At 31.7% G+C, this 26,813-nt stretch carries 23 protein-coding genes; 9 read left to right on the plus strand and 14 right to left on the minus strand.

Features of this window, described 5'->3' with window-relative positions; genetic code table 11:
- Positions 1-27 precede the first annotated feature (27 nt).
- Entirely contained in the window at positions 28-3,453 is a 3,426-nt protein-coding gene (locus T1L09_RS03960; protein WP_322549649.1) for a methylmalonyl-CoA mutase family protein, read from the plus strand.
- 96 nt (positions 3,454-3,549) lie between these two features.
- On the opposite strand, the gene T1L09_RS03965 is transcribed toward T1L09_RS03960, so the two are convergent.
- The 4 genes from T1L09_RS03965 to T1L09_RS03980 all read right to left on the minus strand — a co-directional run bounded on the left by T1L09_RS03965 (position 3,550) and on the right by T1L09_RS03980 (position 6,997).
- A complete protein-coding gene (locus tag T1L09_RS03965) occupies positions 3,550-3,768 on the minus strand; it encodes a hypothetical protein (RefSeq protein ID WP_322549650.1) in 219 nt (72 codons plus the stop codon).
- A gap of 347 nt (positions 3,769-4,115) precedes the next feature.
- Entirely contained in the window at positions 4,116-5,525 is a 1,410-nt protein-coding gene (locus tag T1L09_RS03970) for an MBL fold metallo-hydrolase (protein WP_322549651.1), read from the minus strand.
- A gap of 57 nt (positions 5,526-5,582) precedes the next feature.
- Positions 5,583-6,365: a sulfite exporter TauE/SafE family protein gene (locus T1L09_RS03975; protein WP_322549652.1), complete on the minus strand. Its 783-nt coding sequence runs from the start codon at positions 6,363-6,365 to the stop codon at positions 5,583-5,585.
- Positions 6,365-6,997 (minus strand): Crp/Fnr family transcriptional regulator, encoded by a 633-nt coding sequence (locus tag T1L09_RS03980; protein ID WP_322549653.1) that lies wholly within the window; start codon positions 6,995-6,997, stop codon positions 6,365-6,367. The genes T1L09_RS03975 and T1L09_RS03980 overlap by 1 nt, the downstream gene beginning before the upstream one ends.
- 76 nt (positions 6,998-7,073) lie before the next feature.
- Here T1L09_RS03980 and T1L09_RS03985 point away from each other — a divergent pair, with 76 nt between their 5' ends.
- The 3 genes from T1L09_RS03985 to T1L09_RS03995 are packed head-to-tail and all read left to right on the plus strand — an operon-like array spanning position 7,074 to position 8,402.
- Positions 7,074-7,622, plus strand: a complete 549-nt coding sequence (locus tag T1L09_RS03985) for a hypothetical protein (RefSeq protein ID WP_322549654.1) — start codon at positions 7,074-7,076, stop codon at positions 7,620-7,622.
- Positions 7,622-7,840: a hypothetical protein gene (locus T1L09_RS03990; protein ID WP_322549655.1), complete on the plus strand. Its 219-nt coding sequence runs from the start codon at positions 7,622-7,624 to the stop codon at positions 7,838-7,840. Before T1L09_RS03985 ends, T1L09_RS03990 begins: the two co-directional genes overlap by 1 nt.
- A gap of 4 nt (positions 7,841-7,844) precedes the next feature.
- Entirely contained in the window at positions 7,845-8,402 is a 558-nt protein-coding gene (locus tag T1L09_RS03995; RefSeq protein WP_322549656.1) for a hypothetical protein, read from the plus strand.
- Here the strand turns inward: T1L09_RS03995 and T1L09_RS04000 are convergent, their stop codons facing one another.
- On the minus strand, positions 8,403-9,401 hold the full coding sequence (locus T1L09_RS04000) for a metal-dependent hydrolase (protein ID WP_322549657.1): 999 nt from the start codon (positions 9,399-9,401) through the stop codon (positions 8,403-8,405).
- 302 nt (positions 9,402-9,703) lie between these two features.
- On the opposite strand from T1L09_RS04000, the gene T1L09_RS04005 reads away from it, so the two are divergent.
- Complete coding sequence (locus tag T1L09_RS04005) at positions 9,704-11,053, plus strand: SLC13 family permease (RefSeq protein WP_322549658.1); 1,350 nt, start codon at positions 9,704-9,706, stop codon at positions 11,051-11,053.
- Positions 11,054-11,151: 98 nt separating this feature from the next.
- Positions 11,152-12,405 carry an NAD(P)/FAD-dependent oxidoreductase gene (locus T1L09_RS04010; RefSeq protein ID WP_322549659.1) on the plus strand — a complete coding sequence of 418 codons (1,254 nt, stop codon included), beginning with the start codon at positions 11,152-11,154 and terminating at the stop codon, positions 12,403-12,405.
- Between the two features lie 165 nt (positions 12,406-12,570).
- Here the strand turns inward: T1L09_RS04010 and T1L09_RS04015 are convergent, their stop codons facing one another.
- A complete protein-coding gene (locus T1L09_RS04015) occupies positions 12,571-12,858 on the minus strand; it encodes a DUF6922 domain-containing protein (RefSeq protein ID WP_322549660.1) in 288 nt (95 codons plus the stop codon).
- A 96-nt stretch (positions 12,859-12,954) separates the two neighbouring features.
- Positions 12,955-13,245 carry a helix-turn-helix domain-containing protein gene (locus T1L09_RS04020; protein WP_322549661.1) on the minus strand — a complete coding sequence of 97 codons (291 nt, stop codon included), beginning with the start codon at positions 13,243-13,245 and terminating at the stop codon, positions 12,955-12,957.
- A 365-nt stretch (positions 13,246-13,610) separates the two neighbouring features.
- On the opposite strand from T1L09_RS04020, the gene T1L09_RS04025 reads away from it, so the two are divergent.
- Together T1L09_RS04025 and T1L09_RS04030 are read left to right on the plus strand one after the other, a co-directional pair.
- Positions 13,611-14,408, plus strand: a complete 798-nt coding sequence (locus T1L09_RS04025) for a HipA family kinase (RefSeq protein ID WP_322549662.1) — start codon at positions 13,611-13,613, stop codon at positions 14,406-14,408.
- Positions 14,405-15,283, plus strand: coding sequence for a DUF3037 domain-containing protein (locus T1L09_RS04030; protein WP_322549663.1), 879 nt, complete (start codon positions 14,405-14,407; stop codon positions 15,281-15,283). The genes T1L09_RS04025 and T1L09_RS04030 overlap by 4 nt, the downstream gene beginning before the upstream one ends.
- Positions 15,284-15,340: 57 nt before the next feature.
- Here the strand turns inward: T1L09_RS04030 and T1L09_RS04035 are convergent, their stop codons facing one another.
- Genes T1L09_RS04035 through hsdR form a run of 4 tightly spaced genes read right to left on the minus strand, consistent with a single transcriptional unit; the run spans position 15,341 to position 23,447 of the window.
- Entirely contained in the window at positions 15,341-16,942 is a 1,602-nt protein-coding gene (locus tag T1L09_RS04035; RefSeq protein ID WP_322549664.1) for a hypothetical protein, read from the minus strand.
- Positions 16,943-16,944: 2 nt separating this feature from the next.
- The gene (locus T1L09_RS04040; RefSeq protein ID WP_322549665.1) at positions 16,945-18,816 is read right to left on the minus strand and encodes an AAA family ATPase; all 1,872 of its coding nucleotides are present in this window, start codon (positions 18,814-18,816) and stop codon (positions 16,945-16,947) included.
- Positions 18,817-18,820: 4 nt separating this feature from the next.
- Positions 18,821-21,079, minus strand: coding sequence for an N-6 DNA methylase (locus T1L09_RS04045; RefSeq protein ID WP_322549666.1), 2,259 nt, complete (start codon positions 21,077-21,079; stop codon positions 18,821-18,823).
- 16 nt (positions 21,080-21,095) lie between these two features.
- Positions 21,096-23,447, minus strand: a complete 2,352-nt coding sequence (hsdR, locus tag T1L09_RS04050) for an EcoAI/FtnUII family type I restriction enzme subunit R (RefSeq protein WP_322549667.1) — start codon at positions 23,445-23,447, stop codon at positions 21,096-21,098.
- Positions 23,448-23,793: 346 nt separating this feature from the next.
- Here hsdR and T1L09_RS04055 point away from each other — a divergent pair, with 346 nt between their 5' ends.
- Positions 23,794-24,321, plus strand: coding sequence for a hypothetical protein (locus tag T1L09_RS04055; protein ID WP_322549668.1), 528 nt, complete (start codon positions 23,794-23,796; stop codon positions 24,319-24,321).
- A gap of 2 nt (positions 24,322-24,323) precedes the next feature.
- On the opposite strand, the gene T1L09_RS04060 is transcribed toward T1L09_RS04055, so the two are convergent.
- From T1L09_RS04060 to T1L09_RS04070, 3 genes are all read right to left on the minus strand, one after another.
- A complete protein-coding gene (locus T1L09_RS04060) occupies positions 24,324-24,953 on the minus strand; it encodes a BfmA/BtgA family mobilization protein (RefSeq protein WP_322549669.1) in 630 nt (209 codons plus the stop codon).
- A 141-nt stretch (positions 24,954-25,094) separates the two neighbouring features.
- Positions 25,095-25,952, minus strand: a complete 858-nt coding sequence (locus T1L09_RS04065) for a toprim domain-containing protein (RefSeq protein WP_322549670.1) — start codon at positions 25,950-25,952, stop codon at positions 25,095-25,097.
- 217 nt (positions 25,953-26,169) lie between these two features.
- A partial coding sequence (locus T1L09_RS04070) for a VapE domain-containing protein (RefSeq protein WP_322549671.1) occupies positions 26,170-26,813 on the minus strand: 644 nt, incomplete at its 5' end.

Below are 26,813 nucleotides of genomic sequence, written 5' to 3' on the forward strand. Positions count from 1 at the left end.
ACCCTATAAAACGAATAAAAATTACACATGGAATTACAAACACCTTATATCCCTAAAAATAAAGTAAGAATTGTGACTGCAGCGTCACTTTTTGACGGACACGATGCGGCTATTAATATTATGCGAAGAATTATTCAAGCTACTGGTGTTGAGGTAATTCATTTGGGTCATGATAGAAGTGTTGAAGAAGTTGTAAATACGGCTATTCAAGAAGATGCTAATGCTATTGCAATGACGTCTTATCAAGGCGGACATAACGAGTATTTTAAATACATGTATGATTTGCTTAAAGAAAAAGGAGCAGGGCATATTAAAATATTTGGTGGCGGTGGCGGTGTAATTTTACCTTCTGAAATTGCAGAATTACAAGACTACGGAATTGAAAGAATTTACGCTCCAGATGATGGTCGCGCGATGGGATTACAAGGGATGATTAACGATTTAGTTGAGCGTTCTGATTATCCGATCGGTGATAAATTAGAAGGGGAACTTTCTCATATTGAAGAGAAAAATCCAACAGCTATTGCCCGATTAATTTCAGCTGCAGAGAATTTTCCTGAAGTAGCAAAAGGTGTTTTCGATGAAATTCACAAGATAAACGAGACTTCAAAAACGCCAGTTCTTGGAATTACAGGAACAGGTGGTGCCGGAAAATCATCATTAGTTGACGAACTAGTACGAAGATTTCTAGTAGATTTTCCAGAAAAAACAATCGGATTAATTTCGGTTGACCCATCAAAACGGAAAACAGGTGGCGCTTTATTAGGCGATAGAATTCGTATGAATGCGATTAATAATTCTAGAGTTTATATGCGTTCGTTGGCAACTCGTCAATCGAATTTGGCTTTGTCTAAATATGTTGCCGAAGCGATTCAAGTCTTGAAAGCGGCTAAATATGATTTAATCATTTTAGAAACTTCAGGAATTGGCCAATCGGACACTGAAATTATGGATCATTCTGATGTTTCTTTATATGTGATGACGCCAGAATTTGGAGCAGCAACACAATTAGAGAAAATCGATATGTTAGATTTTGCTGATTTGGTGGCTTTAAATAAATTTGACAAACGTGGTGCGTTAGATGCGATTCGTGATGTGAAAAAACAATACCAACGCAATCATAATTTATGGAATGAAGACACAGCAAATATGCCAATCTTCGGAACAATTGCTTCTCAGTTCAACGATCCAGGAATGAATACGTTGTACAAATCAATTATGGATAAATTGGTGGAAAAAACAGGAGTTGACTTACATTCAACTTTTGAAATTACGCGTGAAATGAGTGAGAAAATTTATGTAATTCCACCACACAGAACACGTTATTTGTCTGAAATTGCAGAAAATAATAGAAAATATGATGAAACGGTTCTTTCTCAAGTAGAAGTAGCTCAAAAATTATACGGAATTTTCAAAACGATTCAATCGGTTAATGGCAATTTACCAGAAATTGATAAAGCTGGAATTATTGACGATTCCTTAAACAGAACAGCAGAAAATAAATTATTTTTAGAATTGTTATTGCAGCAATTTGATAAGATAAAAATGGATTTAGATGCGTACAATTGGGAAGTAATTTTAACTTGGGATGAAAAAGTAAACAAGTATAAAAACCCAATTTATAGTTTCAAAGTTCGTGATAAAGTAATTGAAATTAAAACCCATTCGGAGAGTTTAGCGCATTCTCAAATTCCAAAAATCTCATTGCCTAAGTATCAAGCTTGGGGCGATATTTTAAAGTGGAATTTACAAGAAAACGTTCCTGGAGAATTCCCATTTGCATCGGGATTATATCCGTTTAAGCGTGAAGGTGAAGATCCAAGCAGAATGTTTGCGGGTGAAGGTGGACCAGAACGTACCAACAAGCGTTTTCATTATGTAAGTGCTGGAATGCCGGCAAAACGTTTGTCAACTGCTTTTGACTCGGTTACTTTATATGGAAATGATCCACATATTCGTCCTGATATTTATGGAAAAATCGGAAATGCAGGAGTTTCAATTTGTTGTTTAGACGATGCGAAGAAATTATATTCAGGTTTCGATTTGAGTCATCCTTTAACTTCGGTTTCGATGACAATTAACGGACCAGCACCAATGTTGTTAGGATTTTTTATGAATGCGGCGATTGACCAAAATTGTGAAAAATACATCGTTGAAAATGGTTTAGAAAAAGAAGTTGAAGCAAAAATTGCTGCGATTTATAAGAAAAAAGGAACACCAAGACCAAGTTATCAAGGTGCTTTGCCTGAAAGTAATAATGGTTTAGGTTTGATGCTTTTAGGAGTTACCGGTGATGAGGTTTTACCTTTAGATGTTTATCAAGAAATTAAAATTAAAACGTTAACACAAGTTCGTGGAACCGTTCAAGCAGATATTTTAAAAGAAGATCAAGCACAGAATACGTGTATTTTCTCAACAGAATTTGCGTTACGATTGATGGGCGATGTTCAAGAATATTTCATCAAACAAAATGTTCGAAATTTCTATTCGGTTTCGATTTCAGGGTATCATATTGCTGAAGCAGGAGCAAATCCTATTACACAATTGGCATTTACACTTTCAAACGGATTCACGTATGTAGAATATTATTTAAGTCGTGGAATGAATATCAATGATTTCGGTCCGAATTTATCATTTTTCTTCTCAAACGGAATTGATCCAGAATATGCAGTAATTGGTCGTGTGGCTCGTAAAATTTGGGCGAAAGCATTAAAAACTAAATACGGAGCCAACGAAAGAGCACAAATGTTGAAATACCACATTCAAACTTCGGGGCGTTCGTTGCACGCACAAGAGATTGATTTCAATGACATTCGTACGACTTTGCAAGCGTTATACGCGATTTATGACAACTGTAATTCATTGCATACCAATGCGTATGACGAAGCAATTACAACCCCAACCGAAGAATCAGTGCGTAGAGCAATGGCAATTCAGTTGATTATCAATAAGGAATTAGGTTTAGCGAAAAACGAAAATCCAATCCAAGGTTCGTTCATCATTGAAGAATTAACAGATTTAGTAGAAGCTGCGGTTTTAGCAGAATTTGATAGAATTACCGAAAGAGGAGGCGTTTTAGGTGCAATGGAAACGATGTACCAAAGAAGTAAAATTCAAGAAGAATCGTTGTATTATGAAACGTTGAAACATACAGGAGAATTCCCAATTATTGGTGTAAATACCTTCTTAAGTTCAAAAGGTTCGCCAACGGTTATTCCTGCTGAGGTGATTCGTGCAACAGAAGAAGAAAAGCAATATCAAATTGATATGTTGAATAATTTGCACCATACAAGTGCTGAAAAAGTTGCTGAACACATTGAGATTTTACAAGAAGCTGCCATTAGCAATCAAAATATATTTGAGAAATTAATGGATGCGACTAAAATTTGTTCATTAGGTCAAATCACAAATGCGTTATTTGAAGTTGGTGGACAATACCGAAGAAATATGTAGTATTTCAAAATATAATATTTGTAGAGACGCGATTTATCGCGTCTCTTTTGTTTTATAATGTTTTACGACGTAAAATATACATCAGGTTTCCCAGAATTATTTTTTATTCACAACTGCAATTCCACCAATGAACATCGCAAGAGCAACGCCAAGGTAAATGTAGCCGTCTTTTTTTCCAGATTCATTAGAAGCATCTATTTCTAGTCCCAATACTTTTACTTCTGCAGTGTTGTTTGAAACTTTGTTTGCTCCTAAATAACCTACGTATAAGGAAGCTGCAATTAATACGATTCCGATAATTTTAGTACTATTCATAATTTAGTTTTTTAAGTTGTTTACAAAGTTATACCATTGCGAATGATTGCTTCTTATATCATTTTTCATAATTATTATAGAATGTCTACGTATGAACAGGTTTGAGGTTTGTTTTTTTATAATAATTAGAAAAAAAAATTATTATTTTGTATAATAGCATAACAATCAAGGCCTTGCGAAATAAATTTAGAAACAAATACAACATTCTTTATGCAAATGTCTTTGAAAACATTCAGAATTACATTGCAAACAATCCGGCCAAATGGAAAGAAGACACCTTTTCGAAAGAATAACAACAAAAAAATCCGACTCTTGTGAAGTCGGATTTCTTTAATTTATTTGTAATTTTATTTCAACGAAGAAGGACAAACAAAAGCAGTCAGCGGCACATTTGCTGCTCGAATACCAGAGATTCCTTTTTCTACGTTAATCATATTGTGGTAACCTCTTGCTTTTAAAATTGAAGCCATAATTACCGAACGATAACCACCCGCACAATGTAAAAGGAAGGTTTCCTCTTTTGGTACTTCAGCGATTTGTTCGTTTACGTAATCTAGTGGAATGTTTATTGCTTTTTCAACGTGTTCTGCTTGAAATTCTCCTGGCTTTCTTGCGTCTACCACGATTGAGTTTTGGTATTGTTTAGCAAATTTTTCTGGCGTAATTGACGTGATTGAATCCGTTTCAAATCCGGCTGCTTTCCACGCTTCAACACCACCTTCTAAATAACCTAGCGTATTGTCAAAACCTACACGAGATAATCTTGTGATCGCTTCTTTTTCCATTCCTTTTGGAGTGATTAATAAAATAGGCTGTTTGGTATCGCGAATTAAAGCACCAACCCAAGGAGCAAATTGTCCGTGAAGTCCAATGAATATTGAACCTGGAACGTGTTCTTTTACGAAATCATTTTCATTGCGAACATCTAAAACCACCGCTTCAGTTTGATTGGCTACGGTTTCGAAGGCTTCAGGAGATAATGGAGTGTCTGCTTTTGTCATTACCGACTCTAAACTTTCATAACCCTGAATATTCATCATTACGTTTTGTGGGAAATAAGCCGGTGGAGGCGTTAAACCATCCAACAATTCCGCTACAAATTCCTCACGAGTCATATTTGCTCTTAATGCGTAATTTACTTTCTTTTGGTTACCCAAAGTATCCGTGGTTTCTTTACTCATATTCTTACCACAGGCACTTCCGGCACCGTGATTTGGATATACAATTAAATCATCGCTCAACGGCATAATTTTATTGCGAAGCGAATCAAATAAATGATTAGCTAATACTTCTTGCGTTAAATCTTTTACTAAAGTCTGAGCTAAATCGGGACGACCAACATCGCCAATAAATAACGTATCACCTGTTATAATTCCGTGATCTTTTCCGTTTTCATCCGTAACTAAATAAGTAGTACTTTCTAACGTATGACCAGGTGTGTGAATGGCTTTAATCGTAACACCACCAATTTTAAATTCCTGACCATCCGTTGCAATAATGCTTTCAAAACTTGGATTGGCTGTTGGACCATACACAATTTGTGCTCCTGTTTTCTTAGCTAAATCTAAATGACCTGATACGAAATCAGCGTGAAAGTGGGTTTCAAAAATATATTTAATTTTCGCATTAGCATTTGTTGCTTTGTCAATGTAAGGTTGCACTTCTCTTAATGGGTCAAAAATAGCAGCTTCGCCGTTACTTTCTATGTAATAAGCTGCGTGAGCGATACATCCTGTGTAAATTTGTTCTATTTTCATAACGATCTAATTTTCTGTAAAAATAATTCTAAATTCTTGATTTTGCTGTAACCTTTGTTACGCTATAAACTCTTTGTATAAAATGAACAATGCCATTATTAGTACAAAATAAGCAAATCCTTTTTTCAATTGGGCTTCGTTCACAAATCTGTTCAGGTAAATTCCTATGAAAATTCCAACAACGGATAATGATGTAAAAGATAGCAAAAATACCCAATCTATTTCTAAATTTTGCACATCACCCATAAATCCTATCAATGAATTCATAGCCATAATGAATAATGAGGTTCCGATTGCTTTTTTCATCGGTAATTTAGCAAATAAAACTAAGGATGGAATAATCAAAAATCCACCACCAGCACCTACTAAACCGATAATAAGACCAATGATAAAGGTTTGAATAATCAAAAAGGTCATCGAAATTTCCTTCGGTTCTCCTAAATTCATTTTCTTCTTTTTCAACATTGATAAAGAGGCGAAAATCATAATTACCGCAAAAAACACCATTAAAAACGTACTTTTCAACAGCAAGAAAGGCTCCTCAATAATTACGGTTGGAATTTTAGGAACAATAAAACGTCGGGTTAAATAAATAGCTGTAAATGAAGGTACTGCAAAAAGAAAACCATTCCTGATATCCACTAAGTTTTTTCGGTAATTTTGTAAAGCACCAAAAACCGATGTGGTTCCTACGATAAAAAGTGAATAGGCTGTTGCTGTAATCGGGTTTAGAAGCATCACATAAACTAAGATAGGAACTGTTAAAATGGAACCTCCACCACCAGTTAATCCTAAAATTAATCCAATACATACTGCTCCTATATATCCAAATGTCTCCATTAAAATTGTAAAATTTCTATTTTATTTCGGTGTAATTTAATCGTACCTTTTAATTCCAAAGCTTTTAATAATCTCGAAATTACCACTCTTGAAGTATGCATTTCATAAGCAATTTCTTGATGCGTAGTATTAATTTCGGTGTTGCCTAAAACTTTTGCTTTATCGGTTAAATATTTATACAAACGTTCGTCTAAATTCATAAAAGCTAACGTATCAATCGCTTCTAGCATTTCCATCAAACGCACATTGTAGCTGTCAAATACGAAGTTTCGCCAGGTTTTATATTTCGTCAACCAATCTTCCATTTTTTCAACGGGAATCATCAGTAAAGCACCATCGGTTTCTGCAATTGCTCTAATTCTACTTTTTGATTGGCCCATACAACACGTCAATGTCATCGCACAAGTATCGCCACGTTCTAAGAAATAAAGCAATAATTCATCACCATTTTCATCTTCTCTCAAAATTTTTATCGCACCATTTAACAACAGCGGCATTGTTTTGATGTAATCACCAATTTCAATCAAATAATCATCGGCTTTAAATTGACTGTACGAAGCCACTTTTACAATTTCTTCGATAAGTGCTTCTTCAAAAATATAGCCATACGATTCTGATAACAGGTCTTTCATTTCGATTGATTTCTGTAAAGATACTATTAATCTTTAAAAATCAAATGTTACATTTGTTACTTTAAAACCTTAAAAGTTGAAGATATATACTAAAAATAATTTCCATAAGCATACTTTTTGCGAGTTTGTAGAAGTCAATTTAGCTGAAATACAAGGAGTTGATTTGCATTTTAAAAGTAAATCGGGAAGTGGTTATTGCTTTACGGAAGACGGCGTTTTTCGGATTTCAAATCATTGGGGAAGAGCCGCGAATTGCAGATGGCGATTGATTTCGAATGTAAAAAGTCCAAACCAAAAAGAACGAGTTGGTTATGCGAAATGGTCCGATTTTTATCCGAATAATGATTTAGAAAAACTCTTCTATATTAAATTAGATTTTGAAAAAAAAGAAGTAACTTTTCAACACAAAAGCAATCCGAAATACGATGGAATTGCAGTTTTAAGAAATGCATCAGACACTTCGAAAATAATTCGACAAATAAAAGAATTAGTAGAAGGCGATTATTGGGCAAAACACTATGAATTTGAAAAGCTCGAAGAAGTTCGAAAAAAAACAATAGAACAATTAATAAATACTAATATTCCATTAGCAAAATTGAAAATGGAGTGGAAAACCAAAAAATAATGAACGATATATTTGATAAAATTAAAACAAACATTCAATTGATTATTGATGCAATGGCAGTTCAAAATTTTTCTGATGCCAGTCTGAAATTAGTTGAAGTTAGTGATACATTAGATGATTTAATAGACACCTCAGAAGAAGAAGAAATGATGGTTGAAATTGCGAAATACCAAGTTTTACTGAATCATTTGCAAATTAAAATGAGTACAAAAGAATAAAATTATGCACCGAGGAGACGATTTACACCAATTACCAATTTATAAAAAAGCGGAGGAAATTTTTAAATTAACCGAAGCTTTGGCACGAACGATTCCTGAAGATAATGAATATCTACAAGAAACTACTGCCAAATTTATGATGGAAGATGCAATGATGCTTTCGCCAAAAATTGCTGGGGCAGAAGGTGTTGGTTTGTATGATATCAAAATGGAAAACGCCGCCATTATTAGAAGATGTGCACGCCAACTCTATGTGTCTGCTGGAAGTTTACGCTTTGAAGACGATTTTAAAGACAACGAATATGTGGAACTACTTCGGGAAACGATTGATGAATTTCGGCTGTTATTTATCGAATGGGTTGCTGGTTTTGACCAATGGGATTATATCATTGACCGTTGGGGATTATTCAATCCGCCGGGCGTAACCGCTTATGACAAAGATCCAGATGATGATATTCCGTTTGATCCCAAAAGTTTTTTTGAAGGATTAGCCGATTTCGAAGACTTTGATGAAGCCGACGAAGATGTTGATGACGACGAAGACGACTCAGAAGAAGAGTAATTAATTCCCTTGAATGCGAGTGAAAATTTTACCTAATAAAGCCTTTCCATCGCGTTTTGCTTTTGGTGCTTCTTGTGCAATCGTTTTTCCTTCCGAATTTAGGACAAATAAATAACGAAACGCAAATTGAAGATTTTTTGGATCATCGTTTAACAAGCCAAAACGCAAATCGTTGAAATAGAATTGTCCATTTTCTTCACTTATCAAATACCAACCTTCGCTGATTTTTTGTAATTTTTTAAAATCTTCAACTTGAGCCAAATTTTCTTCTAAAGCGATATTTTTTGGATAAAATTTAAAAGAAATCGGTTGGGAATCGAAAAACGAATAATCACCTAAATAATATCCTTCCGCCGTAGCGATGTTTGCATTCCAAAGAATCGTATTAAAAGCGGTTGGTTTTACGATCAATTCGCTGTAAGAAATGTTTTGGTTTTCTAACCCTTTTTCGAATCTTTGCACAGCTATTACTTTCAAGACACAACTTAAAAATAAATAGCCGGAACTAATCAATAAACCTCGATTCAAATATGTTTTTCTAGCTAAAAAATCTTTAGTTTTCCAAACGAATATTAGCGAAATTAATAACGGAACCGTATATAAAGGATCGATTACAAAGATGGTTTTTAATGCAAATCGATGTTCCAAAGGCCAAAAAATTTGAGTTCCCCAAGATGTGAATAAATCCAATAAAACGTGGGTTGTTAAACACCAAAAAGCCAGCCAAGAAGCACTTTTAAAACCAATTTTATCTTTTTCAAACCTTGAAATAACCCAACCTAAAATGGGCGATAAGAACAGAAAAAAGAATAAGGAATGACTCAAGCCGCGGTGAATGGCAACACCATCAACATCGCTCATAAATTTTCCAACAACAATATCTAAGTCAGGAATTGTACCTAAAATCGCACCATACAAAAACGTTTTGTTTTGTAGTTTTTTTCCGGCTACAATTTCGGCTGTAGCGATTCCTAGTACAATTTGGGTGAAAGAATCCATTGATTAATTTATACTTTACTCTTAAATAAAATGTGTGATTTCGAAAAGCTAAATTAGTCATTTTCTTTTGAATTAATTTTCAATTGATTAGAAGTTGTTATTGCTTCACTTTGCACGTTCAACGGGTTGTTCTTTGTTTTGATATTTTATTCAAAAATGTTAGTCCGCTTCAATCCGAAAGAATACCTTGCAACGTAATTGAAGGCGAAGTTAAATTCGCAAAATACATCAAAAAGTGATCAGTATTTACAATTATAATTCGAATGATCAATTGCAGTACTCATAAGATTATCAATCGGTAAATGATGAAAGAAAAATTACATTGGAAAAGCTTTCTTTTTGCTATACTTGTTTTCATTGGGATTTTATTTTTTCCCATTTTTGAAGATGAAAAGGTAAACGGGGCACTCGCTATTTTAATCTTTACCGCTATTTTATGGATTACGGAAGCCATTCCATTGGCAATGACGGCGTTGCTGATTCCTGTACTTGTTATTATTTTGAAAATTGCGGCACCAAAAGAAGCGTTTGCCGAATTTTCAAATCCGGTGATCTATTTGTTTATGGGAGGTTTCGTTTTAGCAGGTGCTTTATCGGCTCATTCTTTAGATCGATTATTAGCTCATAAACTATTATTATTAGCCAAAGGGAATTTTTACAAATCGTCTATTTTATTAATGTTTGCAACATCTTTAACGGCTTGTTGGGTGAGTAACACGTCCACAGCAGCAATGATGATTCCGTTAGCTCTGGGGATTTTAGCAATTACGGATAGTAAAAAAGCTACGGCAGAAGCCAAATTCTTATTGTTAGGCATAGCGTATGCGGCGAATATTGGAGGAATAGTTACAATGATTGCGAGTCCACCAAATGCGATTGGTGCCGCTTTGTTAAATCTTTCATTTTCGGAATGGTTGGTGTACGGTTTACCGATATTTCTAATTACGTTTCCCATAATGGTACTAGTTTTGACTCTCTATTTCAAGCCCGATCGTAAAATGTTAGTTCCCACAATCGCCTTACCTGGAAAAAGAAGTCCGAAAAGAAATGCACTACTGGCTATATTTGCAATCACTGTTTTACTTTGGGTTTTTGATGGCGTCTTAGCACCAATGTTAGGAATTGAATCCAGCTTTAGCTCTTTAGTCGCTATCTTTTCAATGCTGTTATTATTCACCTTTAAAGTAATGACTTGGGAACAAATCTTAAAGTCCATTCGGTGGGAAATTTTATTGCTTTTTGGTGGTGGACTTACGCTCGGTTACATTGTTGAAAGTACTGGACTTGGAATCATGCTGGTAAATTATGTGATGGAATTAAGTCAGCATTTGCCCTTAATCGTATTTTTGTGGTTGATTGTTATGGGTTCGATTATCATGACCGAATTCATGAGCAATACCGCAAGTGCTGCTCTGATTTTACCTCTACTTTACACCTTAGCACAAGCTTCCGGAATTAATCCAATGGTTTTAGTTCTTCCGGCGACAATTGCGGCTTCGTTCGGATTTATGATGCCTGTGGGAACGCCGCCGAACGCTATGGTTTATTCATCGGGTTTTGTGCCACAGAAAGATATGATGAAAGCAGGATTGGGACTTAACATTATTTTCTCGGTTGTACTGACCTTATTTTTCTACTTTTTCTTTAGGTAGTAAAATAGAAATTAGCAAGTGAAAGTAAGTGCTATTCATTGCAAACGAGCGACAAGAAACTTATATTTGCTAAAGCATAAAACTTTAAAATCCTTCAAATGAAAAAAGAAGACCACAAAATATATATTATTGGTGCTGGTGTAGCCGGACTCGTAGCAGCTAAAGTTTTAGAAGACCAAGGTTTTTATCCCACCATTATAGAAGGAACGGATCGCGTAGGTGGTCGTGTGAAAACGGATATTGTGGATGGCTATCAACTCGATCACGGCTTCCAGGTTTTGTTGACAGCTTATCCTGCAGCACAGAAATATCTTAATTTTGAAGCCTTGGAATTACAAGAATTTTTACCGGGAGCAACAATTTTTAATGAAGGAAAACAAAAAACTATTGGCGATCCGTTAAGAGCTATTTCATTATTGCTTCCGACACTTTTTTCTGGAATTGGAACATTTGGTGATAAGTTCAAAATTTTGAAGTTGAATACTTTGTTGAAGCAAAGCAGTTTGACCGAAATTTTCGCCAAACCTGAAAAAACGACTTATAATTATTTGGTGGATTTCGGTTTTTCTGCTGAAATGATTTCAAAATTCTTTAAACCTTTTTTCAGCGGGATTTTTCTCGAACCTAATTTAGAAACATCGAGTCGAATGTTCGAATTTGTTTATAAAATGTTTGGCGAAGGCAATGCTACCATCCCAAAAGCAGGAATAGAAGCAATTCCTTTGCAATTGAAAGCAACTTTAAAACAAACTGAATTTCTTTTTAATACCAAAGTTGCATCGGTTCGAGAGGGTAAAATAATATTGGCTGATGGAACGGAACGAGAAAGTAATTATACGATAATCGCTGCCGAAGCAAGTCCTTTGGTTAGTAAGCTAAAAAATCAAGAAGTGGAATGGAAATCTTGCGATACCTTGTATTTTGAAACCGATAAAAGAGTCATAGATAAGCCATTAGTTGGATTAGTTGCGGATAAAGATTCACTGGTAAACAATATAATTTATCACACACGCGTAGCAACCAAAACAGCTGGAACAAAAGAATTATTATCGGTTACTGTGGTCAAAAAACACGAATTATCGGCAGAAGCATTGCAGCACCAAGTCATAAAAGAATTAAAACAATGCTGCGGTATCGAAACTTCGAAATTCATCAAACAATACACTATTAAAAAAGCACTTCCGAAATTAGAAAATTTGCTTTACGAAATGAATCCGTCCGAAACTAAGTTAATTGCAAATATTTTTCTAGCGGGCGATACGCAATTGAACAGTTCATTAAACGCAGCGATGATTTCGGGAGAAAGAGCAGCGATGGGGGTTGTTGAGGAGATTTTTCTTAAACATTCGTAATTATAAAAATAGTGTTTTTTTATTTCCCGATACAATATCTTCTTTTCCATTATTCATAAGGGATAAGGAGGTTGGAGGTGTACTCGAGGTGTTACAAAAATTAGGTATTAAAGGAAAAAAAATAATTTTTACAAATTTACAATTTTTCTGTAGTAGTTAAGTTTTTTATATTTTGAAACGATAAAATACGGCTATATTATATCTTTTAGCAACCATTTCGCAAACTGAGTTAGTAATAAGTTCTTTCGTGTTTTTAAGGCATTCAACGATGTCTTCTCTAGAATAAAGACTTTCTAATATTTGTATTTCTTTTTCAAAAGTTTCTGGAATTGTGGCATACAAAGCTCTTGGGATTATAATGTCTTTATCCTTATCAATATTTAGTTTACTATAATCCATATCCCAAAACAAATGTTTGGGGAAGATAGTTGTTATGTCAACTTGTTTATTCATAATCTAAACTTATGAAAATAAATTAAATAAATGATTTCTTTGTATTTCTAATAAATTATCTAAATAGATATAGGACTTTATTGTACAAATATATTTTTACTTCAAAAGTTCAATATCTTGAAGTTTTCTACCTAAAGTGTCATCAGCAGCTAGCTTTAAAAAATCATCTTGAAGCCCCAGTACTCTCAAAACATTAAAGTAACCACCCATTGCTACACTTGGATTCCCAGATTCGATTAAGTATAATGTCGAACGAGAAATATTAGCACGCTCAGCAACTTGTATTGTAGTTAATTTTCTTCTTTTGCGTGCCAATTTTATATTTTCACCCATTTTTTCAAGAAGTAAATTGTACTTTGGAAAAATAACTTGCTTTTTAGTGTTCATACAAAATGATTGATATTATATACAAAATTATTTTTTTTGTTTTAAATAACAATCATTTTCGCAAGTTTAATATTGGGTTTATTTAATTTTACTTGCAAAAAAGTAAGTTTAAAAGTTGTCTAGAGTCTTTTTTAAAATGAAATGGTAAATTATTCACCGCATATTTTGCGGTGAATAGAAGAGTTATTCACCGCATGGTTTTGTTACTTTAGTCAAAAATGCATAATACAATACATTTTCTTAGTATTTATTCTCTGTTCATAAGAAAATAATGTAACTTTTAAATATTAGTAACTACTGTTATATTTCTTTTTTGATGGTTTAATTTATATATTAGCACTGTATAATTACATTACATATTTTAAATGCAAGAATTAAAGCTTAATAATTTTGAAAGTATAATAAAGGGAGGGAGCTCAAAGCCGATTTTGATAAGTGCTTTCAATGAGGCTGGTTTAGAAAAAACATATGTAATGAAAACTTATAAAAGTAAATTTGTAAGTGAAAATTTCTCTATAGCAAAAGAAATACTTGTAACAGAATTAGCAAAAGAATTTGATTTGCCAGTTCCTGAGTATGGAGTAATTAAGATTGATAATAAAGACTTAAAAGGCTTGTATACTGATGAAGAAATTAAATTATTGGATAAAGGGCATAAATTTTGTACAGAGTATCATGAAGGTTATGTGATTATGAGTAGTTTAGCATCATCAAAATTTTTAAAAGATTTTGAAATTGAAAATTTATTTGCCTTTGATAATTTAATTATGAATGTTGACAGGGGAGGGTTTAGAAACAAACCAAATCTTTTATTGAAAGATGAAGAGATGATGTTAATCGACCACGAACAAACATTTGCGTTCATCAACTCATTTGAGAGTAAGGATATAAATTATTTCAACACATTTAATAATTTTTATTTCCAAAATCATATATTTTGGGCGACGTTAAAAAGTATAAAAAATGGCAAAAAAGAAGATATTTTTGTTGAATTCATAGAAATCTTACGAATGTTAAATATTGAAAAATTGAATTTAATTTTTGATCAGTTAGATAAATATGATATTGAATATGGTGAAAAAAATATTATTTTTGCATACCTTTATTGGGCGAAACAAAATTATAGTTACATAAATAAAGTGTTAATTGATAGGATAAAATGATAGATAAAAAGTATACATACAGTATTTTAAAGTATCAGCATTCCGCATTATTGGGGGAGAGCTTGAATATTGGTGTGCTTATTTATTTTCCTTTTGAAGATAAGTTTGTCTTCAAATATTCAAGAAACTTAAGCAGAGTAAAAGCGGTTTATGAAGTAGTTTCTGAAAAAACTATTAAGCACTATTTATTTCAAATTGAAAACAGTATTAAAAATCTAAGAACAAATGAGTTCTCATTTTTTGATAAAGATAAATTTGATTATTTTGATTTATTTATTGATAAATTTATTTTGCCAAGAGATGGAAGTGTTTTGCAGTTTTCTAAAAGTAAACAATCATTTTTAAATAACAATGATGTTGATTTAACCATTTCTTATTTAACTAATAAGTTTTTACTTGAAAAAGAGAAAAATATTGCTGGGGGAGCGATTGTAAAAGAACCTTTATTGACCAAGAAGTTTTATGGTTACCTTTCTGATTTAGATTTTGAAAAAATCAATGTAAATAATGACAAGTTTTACAAAAATTACAAAGTAATTAATGAAACTGGTAATGAATTTAATTTTGATTATGCATGGCAGAATGGTACTTTAAATTTAGTTAAACCAATTAGTTTTGATTTAAAAGAGCCAAAAGGAATTGCAAAAAAGGCTTATGAAAATTTTGGTTTGTTTACAGACTTAAAAAATGAAGCTGAAGTTAATAATTTAAGATATGATTTATTAATTGGTAAGCCTGAATCTAAAGATTTATTCAAAGAATTTGATCATGCTTTGAATTTACTTAATACTCTTGATAAAGTAGATATTGTTCTTGAGGACGATATTGAAAAATATTCTAAAAAAGCCATTAAGGCATTAACATTAGATTTATAGTTGTTTAAAAGATATATAATAAAAATGGGGGAGTGAAATCCCCCATTTTTATTATATTTAGAATTCTTTTGAGATTAATGAAGAATAATCAAAAGAAATATAATTGAATGAGATTTTCAAGTTATTTTTTATAGCTTTAATAAAATCAAGGTCTTTTTTATTTGGTTCATTTGGTCCCACAATGTAAATTTTAATTTCCTTTTTGGTGTCAAAATGATGGGAGTAATCTAATAATTGTCCTATACCATCTCGAATGCATAAAAATACATTTTCATAAGGTTTGATTTCATATATGTGAATTTCTGATCCATTTTCTCTTTTAGCATCAATTCTATTTTTTTCTCCTTTTATAGATTCATTAGGATAATTATTCACTAGATGTTTAATAAACTTATTTTGAATAATATTATGAACTTGATTTACTTTAACTGATGAAATTGCGATACGATTAAATGATTCTTCTGATTTTTCATTATATGCAAAGCCTGTTTCTTCAGTATATTCATTTTCAAAATCCTCATCTTCATCGTATTCTTCTAATTCAATAAAATTATTTTCTACACCAGAATACCAACCGAAGACTTTATCAAATTTGACCCCGTCTTTCTTTTTAGTTAGTTCATGTATTGTTTCACCATATGTTAATCCTAACTCTTTATAAAATCCGGCATCAAGAAATTCAACATTAATATGATGTCCTAGTTTATCCTCATGATGTTCATATACATTGCCATTTCTTTTTATTACTTGAGCATAAGCAATAATTGTTAGTCTATTATATGCTCCATGAGATTTCACTGCAATAATATCACCTTCTTTTAATTTTGAAATTTTAGTAAATATTGATTGTAATTTATGTACTGCTGGTTGGTCTTCTGTCCAATGTTTTATTACAAAATCATTTACCAGTTTATCGCTCTTTCCCATGAATGAAGAAAAATCTAACCAATCATAAAAACCAACTGCAACACATTGATTTTTAATAAACGCATTAATTTGTGGTATTGAATCTTTTCCGTATTTACTACCTATGATATAAAAATTAGGTTTCTTTTTTTCGGCAAATGCTATATAATTTCTACCCGTAAAGTGTTCAATGGGTTCATCCTCATTTTTGTATTGAAGAATGAACTTTTGCAAAACTGAAATTTGTGTTTTGTATGGAAAATCTCTATTTCCTAATCCTTTAGAAATAGCTAATAAAGCTCTTTTACTATAAATTGGTAAAATCTTCTTGTTGGAAAACATAAATGCAATTTTCCATTTTGCAATGGCATGATAGTTTATTTTATCTAATGCTTCCCAATCAAGATTGATTGAATGATTTACAATTTGAACAACTAATTCTTTAATATTTTGAAAGGCATCATCTCTAGTTAGTCCTTTTTTTGCATTCCAAAAATAACCATCCTGAATACTATATCTGTTGTCTTTTAATTCTTTTTCAGGGTTTTTTGGTTTCCATATTTCGAATTTATGAAGTGATACTCCACCAATCAAACCTAATTCATCTGAACCATATTCTAACCAATAACATAATGAATCATGATTATTTAAATCAGCATATTCTTCTAATGTCATGTTTTGAATTCGTTCTAAGTTCCATGATTTATGAAATGCAGCTAATTTAATATCTACTTGGCTTGGTTTAAGTTCCATTATTATGTATTTAGAATTTTACTTTTAATAAATTCAAACATAGGTCTGAATATTTCAAATTCTGCTTTTTCAAGTGTTGGTATAACTTCTGTTGAAAAACTCATTTTTTGAGCATCACTTATCTCAATTATCTTTACTCCACCAGTAATTTCAATTTCATGAAAATGTTTCTTTGTGTTTTCTTTATAAAATAAATGTTCCATCTCTACTTTTGAACGGTTTTCATATGTTGAACCATCCTTCTTCATTACTTGTGGCATTATCTCAGGGATATTTGGAATCGGAAGTATTATGGCATAACTTTCTCTATCATTAAACTGCTTTACAAGACCGTGAGACAAATTATCAACCAATAAATCTTTGTTTGACTTTATTGAATTCCATTCACTGTATGCTTCATCAAAATCAAATAATCCAAAAATAGGTTTGCCATTCATTTCATTTAAAAACTTCTGATTTTGTAACAGCAGTCGTAGATATAAACATCCATGACCAAAACATATTTCAAATGGAATGTCATGCGTGTCGTAAAGAATTTGATAAGCATGTTTTAATATTATAGGGTCAGAATATCCTTCTGTGAAAAGAATCGGTTTGTCTTGTCCAAGAGTATGGATAACACTTAATATTTGTTTATCAACTTGTAAGTTAATCAATTGAGAGGATAATTGTGAAATTGCATAAGCTTTGTCTACCTTGAAAATATTTAGTGTATTTCCATTAATTTTAAAAAAGTTCACTTTACGCTCTTCACTTTGAAGTAAGGTAATTGCACTATGACTACTTAGAAGGACATGGTTTTTTTCGACTTTTTTATCATTTATTTCTAAGACTTGTTTTAAAAAATCAAACTGCCATTCTGGATGTAAAAAAGCATCAGGTTCATCAAGAAGTGTTAAGCAGTTTTTATCTTTAAATAATTCTACAATAGAATAAATATAAACTGTTTGAAATTGTCCATCACTGAAATTATTAATGTCAGCGACAGTTCCATTTTCAAGAGTGATAGATATTGAAAGTTCGTCTAACATTCCAATAGTTTTCAAATTGTCAAAACTTCTAAATAAATCTAAAGACGTAAAATCCGTAAATTTTGTTTGTAAATCCGCAATATCAAAATAGAATATATATTCATCTTCATTTTTAACTCTTTCGAAATAACCTTCATCTCTAAATTTACCATTGGAATTACCAATTTTAAGTTTTGATAATTTCTCTAGAAATTGACCTACTACACCATCAGCTTTCCAATAATTTGTTGTTGAGTCTCCAAGTACAACATTAAATTCTTCTTTTCCTCTTGCGTAATCTGGTCTCTTTAAAACAATTTTTACTTCAGAGCTAATTTGATTGATTCCTAATTTTTGCTTTATGAAGTTTTTGGCATTGTTATCATCATTTTGCAACAACAAAACAGCTAGCAACAAGGCTTTATATTCTTTTCCAATTCCTATAAACTCTCTAATATCATCAATATTTGCACCTTTTACTTTCTTTTTGAAATTCTGTTCATATTGTGTAACTAAACTTGTTATTTTATCATTATGCCCAGAATAGTAGATTATGATATTGTCAGGTAAATTGTTCTTGGGTATTGATTTAAATTCACCACCATTACAAATTAGTTTTCCTGCTTCCCATTTAATTCTTATATATTCTTTGTTTAATTCATAAATTATTTCATAATCGAAATTTATTTCATAATCTGATTCAAAAAGTTGCTTGAAAATCTCTATGATTGCCTCAAACAAATTAGATTTACCGGTACCATTCTTACCTACAAAAACATCAATAAAACTAATGCCATCAAAATCTAATTTAAAATCTTTTAGGTTTTTATATTCGCCTATAATGTGTAAATATTTTATCCTCATGACTTTATACTTCCGCTAAAACTGCATTTAGGATTTGAGACTGCTTTTGTGATGATTGCTCTATTTTTTTTTCAAGTTTATCACACAGTTCAAAAAGTTGACTTATTCTAGCGACTATTCTTTTTTGTTCCTCGTAAGGAGGTAAGGGAACCACAGTATTTATTATCTTTTCACGAGATATATTTGGTTGTGCTGCGCCAGCTCCTTGAGAAATAAAGTTGTTTTTTAATGAAAGCAGTAGATTGTATAAATAGTTATTATCAATTCCTTCAAAAGTATTACAAGCACAAACTGCTTGATTTGTTGCCGCTTCAATTTCTAAAACTCCAGCTTCGCCAATGTTTGCACCATACATTGCAATTAAAACTGAACCAATCGGGTTTATATGCAGAGAACATTTTTCTAATGCGTATGAAGTTATGGTCTCGCTTGTGAATTTTATTCTACCTTGTTTAACTTCGCCAGACTTAACCCATGGAATTTCACCATCGTAAAAAGACTTATTTGTTCTGCTAGGGGTTGAGCCTGATTTCCAAGTTCCAAATTCATTTAACCTAACCCAATCCCAACCACTTGGTAATTCAAACTTTTTGTCGAATGTTGTTAAAGGTAAAAGTTCTTTTTGTTTACTAATTTTCTTATTTTTTATAAGTAATTTTCTTTCTAAATCTATTTGTTCTAATAATTCTGAAACGGGTTGATCATTTTTATTTTGAGTCCCAAACTCGCCCTTTACTCCAAGATTTAAAATTACATTCTTTAGTTTTTCAATACTTTCTTTGGTCGAATATATTTTATCAAAATATTTAATGAAAGTATGATCTTTATGATTTTGTTTAAGCTCTAACTTTAGCTTATCTCTAGTAGAATTAAGTTCATTACTTATTTCCTCGTATTCTTTCATTAATATTTCCGGGTCAGTATGAATAAATTCAATACTGTGAGGATTTTTAAAATCAAGATTGTAATTTTTCTCTTCAATTTCTTTTACAGAAACTTTCCAAGCATACTCATTTTGTTTGCGGTTGTTCCACCATTTTTTTTCTAAGTCAAATTCTTCTATTCGTAATGGCTTACTTCTAGAATAGGATTTATAACCTTCTGGGTAAGGATGTTCAAAAAACCAGACTTCTTTTGTGGGTTTTCCTTTGTCAAAAAATAAAATATTAGTACTAATACTGGTATATGGGCTAAAAACACCTTTAGGTAAACGCACTATAGTGTGTAAATTAAATTCTTTAAGCAATTCTCTCTTCAAATTAGTCTTAACACCTTCACCAAATAAGAAACCATCAGGCAACACCACACCAGCTTTTCCAGTGTCGGCTCTTAGTAAGTGCATGATTAAAGCCATAAACAAATCGGCAGTCTCTCTAGTTTGGTATTTTTTCGGAAAGTTTTTCTCAATACCATCTTCCTCAACCCCTCCAAATGGTGGATTGGTAATAATAATATCCATTCGGTCTTTTGTTCCGTAATCTTTAAGCGGTTTGCTTAAAGTATTATCGTGTCTTATATTGCTTGGAACATCTATTCCGTGCAACATCATATTGGTCATGGCAAGCATATGAGGCAAAGGTTTTTTCTCTATACCGTGAATGTTATCTTGTAATTTTTCAATGTCCTTGAGTGTTTTGAAAAGTTTCTTTTTGTGTTCAATTACATTTACCAAAAAACCACCAGTTCCACAAGCTGGATCAAATACTCTATCCCCTAATTGAGGATTTAAAATATCCACCATGAATTGTGTAACAGCTCGAGGTGTATAATATTCTCCTGCATTACCAGCCGATTGTAAATCTTGTAATATCTTTTCGTAAATATCATTAAATACATGTCGGTCGCTAGACGAATTAAAATCTACATCATCTTGAATGGTATTGATAACTTGTCGCAAAAGCGTACCTGATTTCATGTAGTTATAGGCATCTTCAAAAACACTACCTACAATTTTGCCGTGTGGTGAAACACCAGCAGTAGTTGATAATTTTTTCAAAGATGGAAATAAGTCATTGTTGACAAAATCAATTAATTCTTCACCTGTCATTCCTTCATCGTTGGCAGCCCAATTAGACCATTTGAAACGGCTTTGTAATGGTGATTTGTAATTGTCAATAGTTATTTCCCATTCTTTTTCCTTATCGTCAAATATTTTTAGAAAAAGTAACCAAACCATCTGGCTAATACGTTGTGCATCTCCATCGACACCAACATCCTTACGCATTATGTCCTGAATGGTTTTTATTAATGTACTTAATGACATATTTAGTATTTTTAATTTAAGATGAATATATTGCTTGTTCTAATTCTTTTACTGCTTCTTCGTATTGTGCTTTCCCTCCAAAAATTTTAATAATTTCGATTGGGGTTCCGTAATCGGTAAAAGGCTGAATGGTTAAGATTTTGGTTTCTTCTATAGGTTCAACACCTTCATCAGCATATTTATCGAGTAACGCATTTATTACTTTTTGGGCTTGTTCACCGTGTTTAGTAAAGTAGTTTCTTTTTTTAACTTGTTCTGCTCGTTCTTTTCTTGATAATGGAGGTTTGTCCCAAGCCACATGACAAATAATATCGAATGGGTCAAGGTCTTTTCCGATTTCCTCGGCTAACGCTTCAAAGAAAACACCCTCGTTTGCCAGTTCGTCAATAATTATTTTCTTTTTATCAGCATCTGACCATTTGGTTAAGAAATCGTCTAAAGAAGTAAATTCTTTTTCAAGTGCTTTTTTAGTGTAATCTTTTAATGATTCTGTGATTAATTTCCCTTTAGCATCAAAATATTGTACTCTCTCAGCAATAACTGAAACAGGCACATTTGCAACATGGAATTTTTTTATTGTAGGCGTATCACCTCCATTTCCATCTGGTTCTCCATCAACACCATTATCTGGTGGAAAATTTGTTGTTCCGCCGTCAATATCATCTGGAGGGACAGGTGAACCTCCAGGTTTTGGTTCATAAATAACAACTGGTTCCCCATCAAAATCAGGGTCAGCAAATAATTCAGTTGCTTTTTTGAAATCCATAATGGTAAAGAAGAATTTGTTATAATCTTCATTTATTCTTGTTCCACGACCAATTATTTGTTTGAATTCGGTCATGGATTGAATACGTTGGTCAAGGACTATGAGTTTACAAGTTTGTGCATCAACACCAGTAGTCATTAGTTTTGAGGTGGTTGCAATAACAGGGAATTTAGATTCTGGAAAGATAAAGTTGTCTAATTCCATTTTTCCTTCTTCGTTGTCGCCAGTAATTCTAACAATATATTTATTATTTGTTGCAGCTATATCACTGTTCTCATTTACCAATGCTTGTCTCATTCGTTCGGCATGGTCAATATTGTCACAAAAAACAATCGTTTTATCGTAACGATTGGTTTGTTTTAAGAAATCGGATATTTTCTTTGCAACCAATTCTGTACGTTTATCGAGTACTAAAGATTTATCAAAATCTTTTTGATTGTAAATTCTATCGTCAATTACATTTCCGTATTTATCGACCATGTCTTTATCTGGACGCCAACCTGTAACATCTTTATCTAAATCTATTCTAACTACTTTGTATGGAGCCAAAAAACCGTCATCAATACCTTGTCTTAAAGAGTAAGTATAAATTGGTTTTCCAAAGTAATCGGTATTTGAAACTTCTTGAGTTTCTTTGGGTGTTGCAGTTAATCCAATTTGTGTTGCTCCTGAAAAGTATTCTAAAATTCTTCTCCAATTAGAATCATCAGCAGCACTACCTCTATGGCACTCATCAATAACTATTAAATCAAAGAATTCAGGAGAAAACTGTTTGTAAATATTTTGTTCTTCTTCAGTTCCTGTTACCGCTTGGTATAATGACAAATATATTTCATACGATTTATTAGCTTGTCTTTTGGAAATTTTTGTCATTGCTGAACCAAAAGGTTTAAAATCATTAGTCATAGTTTGGTCAACTAATATATTTCTATCTGCAAGAAATAGAATTCTTTTTTTAGTTTTTGACTTCCATAATCTCCAAATGATTTGAAAAGCAGTATATGTTTTACCTGTGCCCGTTGCCATTACCAAAAGAATTCTATTTTCTCCTCTCGCAACAGCTTCAATGGTTTTATTTATTGCTAATAATTGATAATATCTTGGTGTTTTATTGCTTCCATCACTATAATAATCTTCCGATATTATAGCTTCTTGAACTGGTGTAATTTCTTTGTGTTCGCACCACTTTTTCCATAATGTTTCTGGCGAAGGAAAGTCTTCTAAAGAAATTTCAGTTTCAATTTTACCATCTTTAGCTATGCTGTTGTGAAATAAAAAGCCATCTCCATTAGAACTAAACACAAAAGGCACGTTAATCATGTCGCCATAACTAAGCCCTTGTTGCATGCCATCACTAACCGAATGATTATTATCTTTAGCTTCAATAATAGCAATTGGAATTCCTGGTTTATAAAATAAAACATAATCAGCACGTTTGTTTTTAGCACGTGTATGTAACTGACCACGAACAATAATACGTCCATTAGTAAGAGGAAATTCTTCACGAATTTGAACGTGTAAATCCCACCCTGAATTTATTAGTGCAGGAGTAATGAATTTAGTACAAATATCTCTTTCAGTTAATTTTTTTTTATTAACCATTAATTTATTGTGATTAAAATATGATGTTCAAAGATATTGAAAATTCTAATTTTTTGTAAGTTATTATTTTAAATATCTTTCTTTTGTTTTTCTTTAGTTTCTTTTTTTAATATTGATTAAGATTTATAATTAACAATCAGGAAAAAGTAATATTTTTACATCAGAAAAATATATTTAATCGCGTAAGCTATTAATTTGGTAAAAGAAAACTCGGAATCTTCTTAACAACCAACTTTAATAGACTTACGCCTGTGCATAATACTTGCGTGGGCGTAGTCATTTGGTTGTTGGGTCTCCGAGTACCTCTTTTACTGATGGCTAATGTCTCACGCATTTTTTTACGCTTATGAAAGAAAAAGCAACTACAAAAAGCGGTAAAAAGGCTTTTCAAAAAATCCTAAACTATTTATTGTTCCAAGACTTTACTATTCCAGACTTTAGTTCAGGGTACGCTAATCTATCAGAAAGTTTTGTTGAAAAGAATAAAACCGGAACATTAACAGAAGAAGTTCTGAATTCAAAATTAATTGACATATTCAAAATTCAGTTACTTAATCTGAACTATGAGGATAGAGGCGAAATCATTGATACCCTATTAGATGACAAAAATAGTTATGATGTTTTATTGTTTTTATTTACAATGGAAATAGAAAAACATTTCAAAAATAAACCTGATAATATTCAAGCTGAATTCTTAAAAATGTTGCTCTATTATCAGTCAGACAACCAATTAAATACGCTTATTCTTATCTATTTCAGATTATATTTCGTTGATTTATTCGAAGTAAAATTTTCAAAAAGCTCTCAAATTTCGGAACAAGAATATGAATCTGTTTTGAAAATTTATACAACAAAAAAAATCCAGTTTGAATAAATTTATTTTAAAGAAATTAGTTCCAAAAAATCACTTTCACTCATATCGAAAACAATTTTATTTTTTGAACCAAATGTTGATTTTTCAATTGAATATAATTTACCAAACTTTAAAAATTTATTCTGAATTCGAGCGTTTTCAAGTGTGATTTGGTCATATTTTTTATTTAATTCCATGTAGCTCTTACGGTGCTCTGTTAATTTATTTTCATATTTTTCAGTAAGTTGTTTTGTGATTTTTTCTTCAATTTCTTTTTGGATTTCAGAGTTGTTTTCTGAAGGTTTTTTATACGCTTCTGATAGCAATATTCTCTTTCTAATATCTCTTAAATCTGAAGTTATTTCAGTCGATAAAATACGGTATATTGGGTCAATTTTTATTTTTTCAATGTTACGAACAATTGCAATAACTCGATTATTATCTGAATTAAATTCAATCATTTTTTCTTCTAATTTTTTTAAAAGTCCACCAAAACTTTGTTTTGGATTTACAGGATTTGTTTCAAAAAAATACATCATATCGTCAATTAAATGGATGTTGGTTTTGTAACCAAATCTGTTTTGTAATGTTACCCATCTGTCTGCTAAAGTTCCTGATAAACGGATGTCTTTATTTTGTGTCATTTTTTTCATTTCCGTAGTGTTAAATATTTGATTATAAATTAATTAAATTGTATTTCCGTATTATTTCCGTAAGATTTAAAAAACTAATGTCGTATTCATTACTAATGGCAGGGTTTCCCTCCATTCCGTCTTGCTAGTCTTAAACCACCCTCATAAAATCGTATTTATAAGCCATTCGTTTAAGTCTTTGAAATCTTTATAAAATCCCCTAAAATCTTTTGCATTTTTAAATTTTTCTTGAGTTGATTTTGTATACAAATCTCCAGCTGCATCATTATCAAAATACAATTCAATTTCTTCATAGTTTGATAGAACTTCATTACATCGATTTATTAATGCTAATGAATTAAGAATTAAATAATCACTTGAATTTTTTTCTAAACTTTTAAAAGAAATATAGTCAGTGAAACCTTCAAATATTCGGATAGTTTTTTTGTTTTTATCACCTTTTACAATTAAAGTAATGTCTTTTTTTCCAATGCAAATTTTTGCATATTTGGAACGAATTTCAAATCCATTACTACGATTTTGAAATCCAATTCCGAAGTATTTTTTTCCGTTTATTTCATAATGGACTTCTTTTAAATTTGGTTCATTTTCGTAATGATAAATTTTTCTGTTTTCTAAATATTGTTTTAAAGCAAAATGTTGAATTTCAGTTACTTTTATTATGTTTACTTTAGTTTCAGTTTCACTAAAATTGGATACAATATTTTTTTGCTTTTGAAAAGAAAAAATAGATTCATCAGAATAATTTTTTAAGAATTTTAAAACTTCTGGAATCGTATAATTGAATTTAATTGCAATAAAATCTATTATGTTTCCGCCTTTCTGAAGTCCGTGGTCGTACCACCTATTGATTTTAGTATTTATCTTAAATGATGCAGTTCTTTCGTCACGAAAAGGGCTGAAATAGAATTTATCAAATCCGTTGGTTTTTGATGGTGTATAATTCATTTTTTGAAGTACTAATTCAATTGGAATTTGCTTCGCTTTTTCTATATTCATTTTTAGTTTTATCTAAGTATTTGCCATTTTTACTTACCTACTTACCTAAACCAGTAAATTCAAGTGTTCGCAACATTTTTATAAATTACCTAATACTTACCTACCTACCTGAGTTTTTTAGGTAAGTATAGGTAGGTTAAATTATATATACTTACCTAAAAAAAAGTCTTATTTTATAGGGGTTTAGGTAAGTAGGTAAGTTAGGTAAGTACATTTTCTAATTATTCATAATTTCAACAGGACTAATATTGAACTTTGGCTTTGCCAAGTAGCCATATACTTGCTTTTGAGGATGTTTTATCCTAGAAAATTTGAAACCACTCAGTGCCTTACCAATTTTCTCTCTGCTCAGTTTTAATCCCAATGGAATTAGTTTTGTCATGATTTCAGTTGATGTATTGAAATAGATTAAATTCTCCGTTTTTTCGAAGTATTTAATTACCATTTCTTGCTCAATTGTCAGACTGGTATATTTTTCATTTCTCTTTTCATTATCAATAATATCCTGTTGCGTTAATTCCGGCTCAAAATTTTTGTCATGATAAGCCAAAAAGTATGATTGTGACCACACATCGTCCATGTCAATTTCTTTAGAGTAATTAAAATCGATTCTTCCGATAACATCAAAAATTATCCATCGAACCGAACCTGTTTCATCAGTAAGGAAATCGACCATATTTGTTGAACCAACAAATGAGCAAATACGAGGTAAGTTCTCAGCTCTGCGTTCGTACGGGAGTCGTTCATTAATGAAAACCTTACTGATTAGGGATTTCAAGTAGTTTACTTCAGTTTTTCCAATTACAGATAATTCCTCCAGGTTAATAATTAGGTTCTTACACATCTTAACCCGAGAATCCT

Source organism: Flavobacterium psychraquaticum, from assembly GCF_034497725.1.
GTDB classification, from domain to species: domain Bacteria; phylum Bacteroidota; class Bacteroidia; order Flavobacteriales; family Flavobacteriaceae; genus Flavobacterium; species Flavobacterium psychraquaticum.

What these genes read in the sequence shown, in the direction of transcription:
- T1L09_RS03965 (WP_322549650.1), bottom strand. Translation starts at nt 3,768, where the DNA reads ATGAATAGTACTAAAATTATCGGAATCGTATTAATTGCAGCTTCCTTA.
- T1L09_RS04060 (WP_322549669.1), bottom strand. Translation starts at nt 24,953, where the DNA reads ATGAAAAAAATGACACAAAATAAAGACATCCGTTTATCAGGAACTTTA.
- T1L09_RS04010 (WP_322549659.1), top strand. Translation starts at nt 11,152, where the DNA reads ATGAAAAAAGAAGACCACAAAATATATATTATTGGTGCTGGTGTAGCC.
- T1L09_RS04065 (WP_322549670.1), bottom strand. Translation starts at nt 25,952, where the DNA reads ATGAATATAGAAAAAGCGAAGCAAATTCCAATTGAATTAGTACTTCAA.
- T1L09_RS03995 (WP_322549656.1), top strand. Translation starts at nt 7,845, where the DNA reads ATGCACCGAGGAGACGATTTACACCAATTACCAATTTATAAAAAAGCG.
- T1L09_RS03960 (WP_322549649.1), top strand. Translation starts at nt 28, where the DNA reads ATGGAATTACAAACACCTTATATCCCTAAAAATAAAGTAAGAATTGTG.
- T1L09_RS04000 (WP_322549657.1), bottom strand. Translation starts at nt 9,401, where the DNA reads ATGGATTCTTTCACCCAAATTGTACTAGGAATCGCTACAGCCGAAATT.
- T1L09_RS04020 (WP_322549661.1), bottom strand. Translation starts at nt 13,245, where the DNA reads ATGAACACTAAAAAGCAAGTTATTTTTCCAAAGTACAATTTACTTCTT.
- T1L09_RS04040 (WP_322549665.1), bottom strand. Translation starts at nt 18,816, where the DNA reads ATGAGGATAAAATATTTACACATTATAGGCGAATATAAAAACCTAAAA.
- T1L09_RS03970 (WP_322549651.1), bottom strand. Translation starts at nt 5,525, where the DNA reads ATGAAAATAGAACAAATTTACACAGGATGTATCGCTCACGCAGCTTAT.
- T1L09_RS04045 (WP_322549666.1), bottom strand. Translation starts at nt 21,079, where the DNA reads ATGTCATTAAGTACATTAATAAAAACCATTCAGGACATAATGCGTAAG.
- T1L09_RS03980 (WP_322549653.1), bottom strand. Translation starts at nt 6,997, where the DNA reads ATGAAAGACCTGTTATCAGAATCGTATGGCTATATTTTTGAAGAAGCA.
- T1L09_RS04015 (WP_322549660.1), bottom strand. Translation starts at nt 12,858, where the DNA reads ATGAATAAACAAGTTGACATAACAACTATCTTCCCCAAACATTTGTTT.
- T1L09_RS04005 (WP_322549658.1), top strand. Translation starts at nt 9,704, where the DNA reads ATGATGAAAGAAAAATTACATTGGAAAAGCTTTCTTTTTGCTATACTT.
- T1L09_RS04030 (WP_322549663.1), top strand. Translation starts at nt 14,405, where the DNA reads ATGATAGATAAAAAGTATACATACAGTATTTTAAAGTATCAGCATTCC.
- T1L09_RS04055 (WP_322549668.1), top strand. Translation starts at nt 23,794, where the DNA reads ATGAAAGAAAAAGCAACTACAAAAAGCGGTAAAAAGGCTTTTCAAAAA.
- T1L09_RS03975 (WP_322549652.1), bottom strand. Translation starts at nt 6,365, where the DNA reads ATGGAGACATTTGGATATATAGGAGCAGTATGTATTGGATTAATTTTA.
- T1L09_RS03990 (WP_322549655.1), top strand. Translation starts at nt 7,622, where the DNA reads ATGAACGATATATTTGATAAAATTAAAACAAACATTCAATTGATTATT.
- T1L09_RS04035 (WP_322549664.1), bottom strand. Translation starts at nt 16,942, where the DNA reads ATGGAACTTAAACCAAGCCAAGTAGATATTAAATTAGCTGCATTTCAT.
- T1L09_RS04025 (WP_322549662.1), top strand. Translation starts at nt 13,611, where the DNA reads ATGCAAGAATTAAAGCTTAATAATTTTGAAAGTATAATAAAGGGAGGG.
- hsdR (WP_322549667.1), bottom strand. Translation starts at nt 23,447, where the DNA reads ATGGTTAATAAAAAAAAATTAACTGAAAGAGATATTTGTACTAAATTC.